The organism is Streptomyces tropicalis, from assembly GCF_029269835.1.
GTDB classification, from domain to species: domain Bacteria; phylum Actinomycetota; class Actinomycetes; order Streptomycetales; family Streptomycetaceae; genus Streptomyces; species Streptomyces tropicalis.
In genome coordinates, this window is record NZ_JARJBB010000046.1 from 1 (window position 1) to 10,713 (window position 10,713).

Below are 10,713 nucleotides of genomic sequence, written 5' to 3' on the forward strand. Positions count from 1 at the left end.
CGGCGATGCGGCTGGTGCTGGTCTCGGCGCGCATCCAGTCGGGGATCGCGTTGGGGGTGGTGCGCACCCACTCGACGTAGCCGTCTATGCCGTCCGCGACGCCGATGGCCGGCTGCCAGTTCAGGACGGAGCGCATGCGGGTGGTGTCGGCGCAGGCGCCGAGCGGGTCCTGGGCAACGCGGGGGGCGTCGACGATCCGGGCGCCGGGGAAGTGCCCGGCCACATGCTCGGCAACCTCGCGGACCGCGGTCTGGGCGCCGGTGCCGAGGTTGAGGGTCTGCCCGGATGCCGCGGGCGCGGTGAGGCAGATGCGCAGGGCGTCGGCGACGTCGTCGCGGTGGATGAAGTCGCGGACCTGCCGACCGCCATTGTTGAGCAGCAGCTGCTGGTTCAACGCGGCGTACATGGTGAACTGCGCCACCACCCACGAGGCGGCGCCCGGCTTGGGGACCTGCCCAGGCCCGTAGACGGAGAACGGCCGCAGGATCGTGTAGTCCTGTTCGGCCAGGTCCAGAAGGTGCCGGGTGTGTCCCTCGGCCCACAGCTTGCTGTTGGCGTAGATGTTCAGGGGGTTGAGCGGCTGGTCCTCGGTGAAGTAGCCGGCCTGTTCGCCGCGGGGAGCGTACGGGGCGCCGTGGCCGTAGACCTGGGCGGTGGACAGCAGGACGAAGCGGCGCACGTGGGGCGCGGCGGCCACGGCGCGCAGCAGGGTGTCGGTGCCCGTCAGGTTGGAGCGGACGGCCTTGTGCGGGTCGGTGGTGCAGCCGTGGACGGAGGAGTGGGCGGCGGCGTGGACAACGTAGTCGGCTTCGGCGACCATGCGGCGCACCAGCGGCTCGTCGTTGATGTCGCCGACGGTCAGGTCCGGGTCGGTGGGGCCGGTACCGAGCAGAGTCAGGGTCGTGGGCCCGTAGGCGCTCAGGTCGTCCAGGAGGGCCGGGTGCGCGCCGGCGCGGGTCAGGGTGGCGCGCAACGCGGTGCCGATGAACCCGGCGCCGCCGGTGATCAGGACACGGGCACCGGTCAGGTCGTTCGTCTGGGCAGGCACGGGGTCTCCTCGGAGAGGTGGAGCGGGTCAGGAGCAGATGAAGTGGCCGGTGTACTTGGTCAGGGCGAAGTAGCCGATCGCGTCGATGGCGGCCTGGACGTGGGCGTGCACGCGGTGTTCGAGCTCGGTGAAGAACGCCGGCGGCAGCCCTTCGCCCGGCTTGGAGCCGGCGCAGCAGTGGTTGCAGCTGCGGTAGAAGGCCATGAAGTGCTCGGCCTTGCCGAACTGAAGTTGGTCCTGCCAGTCCACGCGCTCGACGGACGCGAAGTGGCCGGCGAGCTGCTCGGCGCCGTTGCTCAGGGAGATCCGGGCCTTCGGCGTGGCCCGGAACAGCCTCTGCGGGGCGTTCATCTCGCGCAGCGCGGCGAAGTGGACGTTCCACATCTCGACCATGGAGTCGTTGCGGTCGGTGGCGAGCACGAACCGGCCCCCGGGACGCAGGACCCGGCGTACCTCGGCGAAGCAGACGTCGAGGTCGGTGACGTAGTGCGCCATGTAAACGGCCATGACCCGGTCGAAGCTGCCGGTGGCAAAGGCGCTCAGGTCGTCCGCGCTGCCCTCGACGAACTCGCACGGGGTGGCCACGCCGTCCAGTCGCTGCCGGGCGGCCTCCAGAGCGGCGGGCGCGATGTCGAAGGCGGTGAGGTGGCCAGCGGCCAGGTAGGGGCGGATCCGCGCCAGGATCTCGCCGTTGCCGCAGCCCAGGTCCAGCAGTTCCTCGGTACCGCGCAGGTCCAAGGCCCTGATCAAGTGGTCGTGCAGGGCCAGCGGGTTGGTGCGGAACCGGTCGTGGGCCAACTGCTTCGCGTCGAGCTTGCTGGTGTCGGTGAAGTAGCTGTCGCGGGCGTCCTCGGCCCGCAGCTCGAAGTGCTGCTCGGGGATGACCTTCAGAGCCAGAGCGGCCAGCTCCGGGGTGCTGAAGTCCAGGGGGGTCTCGGTGAACGACAAGGCGGTGCTCCGATCGTGGCCGTCCGGGGCGTCGGCGCCCGGTGGCAGATCCACTGCCGCGACCTCGGGCTGACCTCACCCTGACTTCCGCCCGGCCACGGGTGGAAGCCAGTTCGGCGGTGCCGTTGGGGTGCGGTGAGGAGCACTATCGGAGCACCGTTTGACGCTCTTCCGCGCCGAGGTCCGAGCCGCTAGCGTCGCCCGGATATCCACCCGCGCGGGGCTCTTGCAGGAGGAACAGTGGGGAAGATCCACCGGTTAGTCATCGCACGTCAGGCCCGGAACATGAACCGGCCTGATCTCGCCCGCGCACTGCGCAGACTGAGCATCGAGCGCAAACGCCCTCTGGGAACCGCCCCGTCCGGCGTCCTACGCTGGGAGGACGGCCGCGAACCGGAGGTGGAGACGCAGAAGCTGCTGGCCGAGCTGTTCGACATCGACCCGCACCTCGTCGACACCCACCCCTGGCCCCTGTGGCTCGAGTTCGACCCGCTTCAGCAGTACAGCGACTTCCCCTGGACCCCGCAAGGCGCGCTGGACGCGCTCAGAGACTCAGTCGGGAGCGACATGCATCGCCGGTCCTTCATCTTCGGCTCGTCGGCCCTGACCGCCGGCCTGTTCTCCTGGCTCACCGCCGACCCGGCAGCCGCGGGCGAGATCACCAGCGGCAAGCGCATCGGCGAGGCCGCCGTCACCCACATCGAGCGCAAGGTCCGCGCGCTGCGCCGCACCGACGACGAGGACGGCGGCGGCACCCTGATCCATGAGACCGCGGCGGCCAACGACATGGTCGCCGACCTACTGACGCACCGCAGCTACTCCCTCGACCACGGCCGGCGCCTCTACGCTGCGGCGGCCGACCTGGAACGGATGCGCGCCTGGGCCATCTTCGACATCCACGGCACCTGCGACGACCGGATCTTCAAGTCCGCCCTGCACTCCGCGCACAGCGCCGACGACCAGGCCCTGGGAGCCCACATCCTCACCTTCTGGGCGGCCGCCGCCTACAACTGCGACCGGCCGGCGGAGGCCGAGTCGATCGCCAGCGCGGCCCTGAGCACCGTACGCGGTAAGGCTTCCCCGCGGGTGCAGGCCCTCGTCCACGCCCGCCGCGCCCGCGCCCGCTCACACCTCGGGGACGAGCGCTGCTGGTCCGACCTCGACCAGGCCGAGCGTCATCTCCACCGCGCGGAGCAGCACCCCGACGAGCACGAGCCCGAGTGGGCGTACTGGATGGACCTCGCCGAGTTCCAGGGCTCACGGGCCTCCACCCAGCTGGCCATGGGGCGCCCGGGCGACGCGGAAGCCACCTTCGCGGCCGCAGCCCGCGCCTTCGACGGCGGCGCGGTGCGCACCCACGCTCTCTACCTCACCCGCATGGCCGGCGCGCAGTGGCTCCAGGGGCATCACGAGCAGGCGTGCGGCACCGCGCACCAGGCCCTGGACCTCACCGACCAGATCAGTTCGCAGCGCACCGTCGGCCCTCTCCAGAACCTCGTCGCCACCATGGCCGCGCACAAGGCCCTGCCGGCCGTACGGGACCTCCGCGAACGGATCGCCGCCGGCGGCTGACGCACGCCCCCAGGGCGCGGGCCGGGCAGGTCAGACGATCGGTGGGCGGCCGGCGCGCGTCAGCCGCCACACCGTGCGCCACGACATCGCCCGCCGCTCCCCCGCACCCCCGCGCAGTCCCTCGGCGAACCCCCGAAACCACACCCCGAGGTTCCCCGAGGACCGGAAGCGCCAGATGCTGATCAGGATCCAGGCGGCCAGGTAGACGGGGATGAGCGGAGCGGGCAGGCGGCGGCGCGCCACCCAGACCCGGTTGCGGGCCACCATCCGGTAGAACGGCTTGTGCCGGGCGGGGTTCGTCGCGGGGTGGTGCACCTCGATGTCCCCGGCGTACCAGCCGACCCGACCGAGGTCCCACAGGCGCCACGAGAGGTCGACGCCCTCGTGGAAGAGGAAGAAGTGCCCGGGCCAGCCGCCCACCTTCTCGTAGTCCGCGCGGCGCACGAGGACGATGCCCTCGGCCATGACGGTGACGACCCCCGAGCGTCGGGCGTCGCCGGACCGGAGCCGTGGAACCCACCGTCCGAGCGTCTGGCCGGTGGCGGGGTCGGCGATGCGGGGCTGGACGTACGCGGCCCGCGGGTGCCGGTCGAACTCGGCGATCAGCCGAGAGATGGTGTCGGGGGTCGGCAGGACCGCGTCGTTGTCGAAGAACAGCACGAACTCGGCACCGTGCGCAGCTAGAGCGTCCGCTCCGACATTGCGGCCTTCCGGAATGCCGGTGTTCTCGGCAAGTGTGACGCTTTGCACCCCGTCGGGGACGTAGTCGGGTTCCACGCCGTTCCCGACGATCACGACACGGAGGTCCACGTCCTCCTGGGCCAAAACCGAGGACATCGCCGTGCGGAATTCCTCGTCACGGTCATTCATGGTGAGCACGACGACGTCGACCGTGCGCTTGGGCGCTTCCCTGCTCACCTGGACCTGTCCTTCGTTCACTGGGCCTGCGATGCCGTCTCCGCGAGGGCGCTCGCTGCTGTCGAGGGGCACAAGGTGGTCTCGGAGCTTGTCCTGACTGCACGGCCCAGCGCAGCGTAACGCCCGCAGCACCTGTGGAAGAACTCAGCAGGTTGGCCATGTGGCGCAATTTCGAACATCAGCTGAACACGATGGTCGACGGCAGCTCCCGCGGGCGATGTGCCACGGGGGAGGCCGGGCTCGTGGAGTGGTTCGCTGCGGGGGCCGCGTTCGGCTCGAACGGACCGTTGCCCGGCTGGCCGGGGGTGGCACCCGGCGGTGGCGCACGGGGCGACCTGCTGCGGAGCGGCGTCAGCGGGGTGTCGTCAGGGTCATCGCCAGTTCGTCGACGATCGTGAGGAGCCGGTTCAGCTCCGGCCCCTTGCGAGCCCGGCGGAAACCGCGGCGCCGTCCGGCGAAGGCGGCCTGCACCGTGCTGAGCTGCGCCCAGCGCCGGGCCCGTTCACGGTCGAGGCCGGCTGCCTCGGTGAAGACGTCGAGCACGCGGTCGACGGCCGGCCCCAGGGTGCCTCGATCGGCCAGGACGACCGAGCGGGACTTGACCAGCGTGCCCGCGTCGAAGGCGGGATCTCCGGCCCATCCCTTGGGGTCGACGGCCAGCCACGGCTCCCGGTCCGCCGCGAGGACGTTGCGGGCGTTCAGGTCGCCGTGCACGAGCGTGTCGGGCTGGGCACAGGCGAGCTCGCGTACGGTCGCGAGCGCCGCGGCGACGACGTAGGGCGTCAGCACGTGCGGCATCTCGGCCGCGTCCTCCTGGAGCTGCCGTTGCCAGGTATCGGCCTGTCCTTGGAGCCGGGGAAGGTGCTCGGGTGCGGGCACGGCGAGGCGGCGGCTGATCTGTCCGGCGATCTCGGCCACCGTGTCCTCGTCGCCGACTTGGGCGAGGGTGAGCGGGCGGGCACGCTCCAGCAGCATCGCGAAGTGCTCGTCGTCCCGCTCGTACAGCTGCACCGCGCCGTGGCCGCCCCAAGTGGCCAGCGCGTCCGGTTCATGGCGGTTTCCGGGGTGCGGGAAGGAGATCTTCAGCGCCGCGGGCAGTTCCCCTTGGCGTCGTACGGGGAGGACGATGCCGATGCCCCCGTGCATCGGGGGGCCGTCCGGCCGGCTTTCCCAGCGGCCGAGCAGTTCTTCCACCGTGTTCGGCAGCCCGGTGAGCCAGCCCGTGGCCTCCTCGCTCGCGCGTTCACGGGCGAGCGTGGTCCGCGCGAACTCCTCCGGCAGCCGGATCACCGGTGCGGGGCCGGCTTGGGGATGATCAGGTCCAGTACGCGGCGGGTGTCCTGCTTCACGGAGGCGTTCATCGGAAGCCGGTCGAAGTCCGTCGACGCGAGGAAGGCGAGATCGGTGCCTTCGCTCAGGACCAGCGTGGCCGGGTCTCCGTCCCACCGGCCGTGCATGACGTAGACGGGGTAGCCGTCGGAGTCGACGCGGAACATCGGCGTCAGCTCGATGCCGGTCAGGCCCACCTCCTCCTGGAGCTCGCGGACACCAGTGGCGTGAGGGTCGGCGTCGGCAGGTTCGGCGCCGCCGCCCAGCGGAGCCCAGGTGCCCGGCGCCCAGATGCCCTCCTTGTCGTCGCGCAGGTGCATGAGGACCTCACCGGCCCGGTTCGTGATTACCACCAGAGTGCCGTACGGGTCCTCCTCGACCGGGCGGTTTTCTCGTGGCCGTCCCAGCACGTCCAGGACGCGGGCGCGCAGCACCGGGTCGCCCAGTTGCGACGGTCCGCACCATTCGGCGCCGGCAACTTCCTCGAGCTGCAGGGTCAGTGTGGGCGTGCCCCGGGTGCGGAAGACGTACCGGACGTCGATGTGGTGGTGTGCCGGTTCGCCTCGATCGGGGCGCGCCCCGATCGAGTGGACGTCGATCTGGACCGGCTCGCCGCCGCAGAGCGGCTCCAGCGCGGTGATACCGGTCTCCTCGGCGATCTCGCGCCGTACGGCAGCGATCAGAGTGCGGTCGGACAGCTCGCAGTGGCCACCGGGCTGGATGCGGCGACCCGACGCCTTGTGATGGATCAGCAGAACCTCGTCCGCATCGTTGACGACAACGCCCGACGTGGTCACATGGCCGGCGAAGTCGGAGCGGTCGGTGACATCCACACCACCCGCGAGACGGTCAAGGAGAGGCTGGAGCACTTCAAGTTCGGCGGGGCGCCGCTGGAGGTAGGCGATGACCGTGTCGTGGATGTGCGGGCCCGAGATGGCCATGCTGCGCTCCTTCGTCTTCTGCCCGCAGGCTCACGACCGAGCACCGCCATGCGCTTCGCCGGCCGGGGACGAACGTATCGAAGGTCGGGCCTGATGGTGCGGAGACCGCCTGAAGTCCACCCTCACGAGCGATCGGGCGTGACTACGCGGTGGTGCGGACCCGGGTCGCGGCGACGAGTTCGCGAACAGCGCTGGAGCGGGGGTGATGGTGGGCGAGGTCGGTGACGATCGCGCGGATGCTGGGGCGGTCGCGGACCTCGGCGGGGGCGGTGCGGTGGGCGGCGAGGAGAGCGTGCGCGGTCTGCTCGGGTTTGTTCCAGCGCCACCAGGCGCGGGCCATATCGGTGTGGAGCCGGCCGCGGCGTTCGGCGGTGGCGAATTGGCCGGGGCGGAGGTTCCGTCCGGCGTGAACGGCGGCGCCCGCGTCACCGAGGGACCACAGGACGCCGACCTTGTAGAGGGTGACGGAGGCCGGGGTGACCGAGAACGTCGGCACACCCGGCTGTTCGGGGAGGAGGGCCGCAGCCCGTTCGGCGTCGCGGATCATCTCCAGGGCACGGTCGCGATCGCCAGCCTCGGCGGCGGCGTAGGCGACGGTGCACAGCATCTGCGCGAAGGTCCTGGCCTGAGCGGGGGTGACGAGCCCGGTGGTCTCGACCTGGGCGGCGGCGTGAAGGGTCACGCGCTGCGCGGTCGCGGCGCGGCCGCCGTGGCGCAGGACGATGCTGAAGGCGCGGGCGGACGCGGCACCGGCCAGCGGGTCTCCGGAGAGCCGCGCGTAGGTGTTGGACCGGTCGGCGGTGATCCGGCTGGCGTCGTAGCGACCGACCTTGGACAGGGTCTCGGTGGCCAGGTCGTAGCAGGCGGCGAGCCGGGCGTAGTCGGCGGCTTCGCCTTGGTCGGCGCAGGCCTCTGCGGTGGCCAGGAGGTCGGGAAGCGCCTCGATAAGGTCGGCGTGCGCGCCGCGGTTGAACTGGGCACGTGCCCGGCGGTACTGCGCGGCCAGACGGTCCGCACTCGGCGCGAAGGCGGGCGCGGGCAGCAGCGCGAGGGCCTCGTCGAGGTGATCGAGGGCGAGCGCGGGAACGGCCAGTCCGGCGGCGAGGAGGGACCGGCGTTTCATCGGGTCCTCCTCGGATGCGGCCGGGCGCTGGGCGCTGGCAACTGTAGTGGCCCGGGGAGGCGTTACGCCGAGAACCGCGGCAAGTACCCCCGCAGGGATGACGAGCGCGTCGGCGAACCGCTTGAGCATGTCCAGATCGGTCGCCGGCCGGTCTGCGGTCTCGAGACGGCTGACCGCCGATGCGGAGTAGCCGGTCTCCTTGCCGAGGTCGGCCTGCCGCCAACCGCGCTGCTGGCGTGCCCAGCGGATCAGGCCCCCGACGTCGCCGTCGGCGATGAGCTGCTGGGCACGCGGAGAGTTCCAGTCCGGTACCTGAGCACGCATGGCCGCTCCCTCCGGGACCACCGGACATCAGCCTGCTCACGGTAGCCGGGCGGTGACACCCGGTCGAGACCGTGTGCGCGACGCGCAAACGGCGTGCGCACAGGGGGAGTTCGCTCGGCATCGGACCCATCCAGCGGTGTCCTGGTGAGGCACCACCACCGCCGCCGCGCACCGCTCGGCGGCAACGATCCGCTCTTCCGATGGAGGGAGTCGTCATGAACGACCCGACCGCACACCCCGCCACCCCCGTATCCCCGACGAACGAACCCAAGCTCGTCGAACTCGTCGAGCTCGGCGGCCTCATGGCCCTGACCCAGGGCCAGGGCGGCGGCCAGAGCGAGGACAAGCGCCGCGCCTACAACTACGCCTGACCGAACACCCCGTGCCCGTGCGGTGGGGGCCCCCCCCCCCCCCCCCCCCCCCCCCCCCCCCCCCACGGCCGGCTCCAGAACCAGGAAGGGATTCATCGTGATCTTCGGAGGGTTCACATTCGGCTCCGGCGGCTGCCAGCTGGCCGGAGCCACATCCGACCCGGGCGGACTGCTCTGGCAGACCGGACCGGCCGACATCCGGTCGTTCGCCGCGCCCGACGGAGGCCGGGTCACGGTGCTGGGCTGCTGCGGCGCCACCGACACCGAGCTGCACTCGCTGTCCCGCCGCCTGCTCCCCGAGGACATCGCCTGGCGGTGGTCCGGCGCGTACGCGGTGGTCGAGCAGCGCGGGCCGCACACGGTGGTGCACACCGATCCGTCCGGAGCGGTGCCGCTGTACGCCACCCGCTACGAGGCCGGGTGGGCCTGGTCGAACTCGGCGCGCGCCCTGGCCGACCTCACCAGCGCCGGGGTGGACCCGATACGGGTCGCGGTCGCGGTGTTCCTGGCACATGTGCCCGCCGCGGTCGGGCCCCGGACGTTCTTCACCGGCGTGCAACAGCTCCCACCCGGCGCCCGGATCGAGCTCACCGCGGGCCGGGATCTGCGATGCGCGACGGTATGGCGCCCTGACCCCGTCCCGGGGCCGGCCCACGACCGGCTCCGCTCCGCCCTGGAGGAAGCCGTACGGCTGCGGGTGGCAAGCGATCCTGATCTGACGTGCGATCTGTCCGGCGGTCTGGACTCCTCCTCGCTCGCCCTGCTCGCCGCGACCGCCCGGCCCGACGGCGAGACCCTGCACACGGTCACCGTCCACCCGGCCGGCCAGACCGACGGCGCCGACCTCACGTACGCACGGCTGGCCGCCGCCCACCATCCGCGCCTGGTCCACCACCTTCTTCCCCTGGGCACCGAGCACCTGCCCTACACCGACATCACCACGGTCCCGGCGACCGATGAGCCGGCCCCGTCGACCCTGACCCGGGCCCGGCTCGAAGGGCAGCTGCGCTGGATGCGCGACCAGCTCGGCAGCCGCACCCACCTGACCGGCGACGGCGGCGACAGCGTCCTGTTCGTGCCGGCCGCGCACCTGGCCGACCTGCTGCGCCACCGCCTCCACCGGCGGGCCGCCGCCGAGGCCGCGGGCTGGGCCCGGCTGCGCCACCGCCCCGTCCTGCCGCTGCTGCGCGAGGCACGGACCCTGACCCGAACCAGCCGCGCCCAAGCCCTGGCCGACCAGGCCGCCGCGCTGGAGAGCGGATCCGCGCCGGCCGGACAGGGGGACGTGCGCTGGTTCCCGGCGGTGCCGCTTCCCCGGTGGGCCACGAGCACCGCCGCCGGCATGCTGTCCGACGCCGTCCACGATGTCGCCGCGGCGGCCGATCCGCTGCCCAGCCTGGACCTCGCGGCACGGATTCTGGTGGACGAGGTCAGGGAGGTCGCGCGGACCGCGGCAGCCGACGCCCAGCTGGCCGCCGCGTCCGGGATCGAGCTGCACAACCCGTTCCTCGACGGGTCCGTCGTCGACGCCGTACTGCGCACCGAGGTCCGGGCCCGGCCCCCGGTCCACACCTACAAGCCGGTACTCGTCCGCGCCATGTCCGGTGTCCTGCCGGACGCCCTGGCCGCTCGGACGACCAAGGGCAGCTTCAACATCGACCACTACACCGGGCTGCGCGCCAACCTGCCGGACCTCCAGCGTCTGGTTGACGGGCGCCTGGCCGCTCTCGGCCTCGCCGATCCCGCCCTGTTACGGGCGCACCTCGCCCAGGCTGCCGCCGGGATCCCGATGCCCCTCGCGCCCTTGGAACAGGCCTTGGCTGCCGAAGCGTGGCTGCGCACCCTCGACCGCCCGGCCACCCCGTGGTCGCGCCCCCGCGAAGGAGACCGTCGTGGATGACCTGCCAACGTTCGTCACCTGCCCGAAGTACGTCCGCGCGGTCGACTTCGGCCACGTCCTGGTCCTCATCGACTACCGCACCGGCAACGTCCAAGCCCTCCAGCCCCCGGCCGCAGACCAGTGGAACGCTCTCTCCCGTACCGGGGTCCTGGACCGCAACCGCATCGCCCCCGCCCTCGGCCGTCGGCTCCTCGCACTGGGGCTGCTCGCTCCCGCCAGTGAGCCGGGCAGGTGGACCT

General features: G+C 72.0%; 9 protein-coding genes and 1 pseudogene. 4 read left to right on the top strand and 6 right to left on the bottom strand.

The genetic code is table 11. The features are described 5' to 3' along the window. Both P3H78_RS32115 and P3H78_RS32120 read right to left on the bottom strand, forming a co-directional pair. A partial coding sequence (locus tag P3H78_RS32115; RefSeq protein ID WP_276112711.1) for an NAD-dependent epimerase/dehydratase family protein occupies positions 1 to 1,048 on the bottom strand: 1,048 nt, incomplete at its 3' end. A gap of 27 nt (positions 1,049 to 1,075) precedes the next feature. Then, the gene (locus P3H78_RS32120; protein WP_276112712.1) at positions 1,076 to 2,050 is read right to left on the bottom strand and encodes a class I SAM-dependent methyltransferase; all 975 of its coding nucleotides are present in this window, start codon (positions 2,048 to 2,050) and stop codon (positions 1,076 to 1,078) included. A 186-nt stretch (positions 2,051 to 2,236) separates the two neighbouring features. On the opposite strand from P3H78_RS32120, the gene P3H78_RS32125 reads away from it, so the two are divergent. Next, complete coding sequence (locus P3H78_RS32125; RefSeq protein WP_498073055.1) at positions 2,237 to 3,568, top strand: helix-turn-helix domain-containing protein; 1,332 nt, start codon at positions 2,237 to 2,239, stop codon at positions 3,566 to 3,568. A 30-nt stretch (positions 3,569 to 3,598) separates the two neighbouring features. Here P3H78_RS32125 and P3H78_RS32130 read toward each other — a convergent pair whose 3' ends face one another. The 4 genes from P3H78_RS32130 to P3H78_RS32145 form a co-directional block, all read right to left on the bottom strand. Continuing rightward, a complete protein-coding gene (locus P3H78_RS32130; RefSeq protein ID WP_276112714.1) occupies positions 3,599 to 4,486 on the bottom strand; it encodes a glycosyltransferase family 2 protein in 888 nt (295 codons plus the stop codon). A gap of 351 nt (positions 4,487 to 4,837) precedes the next feature. Then, complete coding sequence (locus P3H78_RS32135) at positions 4,838 to 5,776, bottom strand: aminoglycoside phosphotransferase family protein (protein WP_276112715.1); 939 nt, start codon at positions 5,774 to 5,776, stop codon at positions 4,838 to 4,840. After that, a complete protein-coding gene (locus P3H78_RS32140; RefSeq protein ID WP_276112716.1) occupies positions 5,773 to 6,756 on the bottom strand; it encodes an NUDIX hydrolase in 984 nt (327 codons plus the stop codon). The genes P3H78_RS32135 and P3H78_RS32140 overlap by 4 nt, the downstream gene beginning before the upstream one ends. A 142-nt stretch (positions 6,757 to 6,898) precedes the next feature. Further along, positions 6,899 to 8,203 carry a helix-turn-helix domain-containing protein gene (locus tag P3H78_RS32145; RefSeq protein ID WP_276112717.1) on the bottom strand — a complete coding sequence of 435 codons (1,305 nt, stop codon included), beginning with the start codon at positions 8,201 to 8,203 and terminating at the stop codon, positions 6,899 to 6,901. A 215-nt stretch (positions 8,204 to 8,418) separates the two neighbouring features. On the opposite strand from P3H78_RS32145, the gene P3H78_RS32150 reads away from it, so the two are divergent. The 3 genes and pseudogenes from P3H78_RS32150 to P3H78_RS32160 form a co-directional block, all read left to right on the top strand. Continuing rightward, entirely contained in the window at positions 8,419 to 8,574 is a 156-nt protein-coding gene (locus P3H78_RS32150) for an albusnodin family lasso peptide (RefSeq protein ID WP_276112718.1), read from the top strand. Positions 8,575 to 8,671: 97 nt separating this feature from the next. Then, positions 8,672 to 10,474 (top strand): albusnodin/ikarugamycin family macrolactam cyclase, encoded by a 1,803-nt coding sequence (locus P3H78_RS32155; RefSeq protein ID WP_276112719.1) that lies wholly within the window; start codon positions 8,672 to 8,674, stop codon positions 10,472 to 10,474. Further along, positions 10,467 to 10,713: pseudogene (locus P3H78_RS32160) on the top strand (lasso peptide biosynthesis B2 protein); the annotation flags it as partial. The gene P3H78_RS32155 and the pseudogene P3H78_RS32160, both read left to right, overlap by 8 nt.

What these genes read in the sequence shown, in the direction of transcription:
- P3H78_RS32140 (WP_276112716.1), bottom strand. Translation starts at nt 6,756, where the DNA reads ATGGCCATCTCGGGCCCGCACATCCACGACACGGTCATCGCCTACCTC.
- P3H78_RS32145 (WP_276112717.1), bottom strand. Translation starts at nt 8,203, where the DNA reads ATGCGTGCTCAGGTACCGGACTGGAACTCTCCGCGTGCCCAGCAGCTC.
- P3H78_RS32150 (WP_276112718.1), top strand. Translation starts at nt 8,419, where the DNA reads ATGAACGACCCGACCGCACACCCCGCCACCCCCGTATCCCCGACGAAC.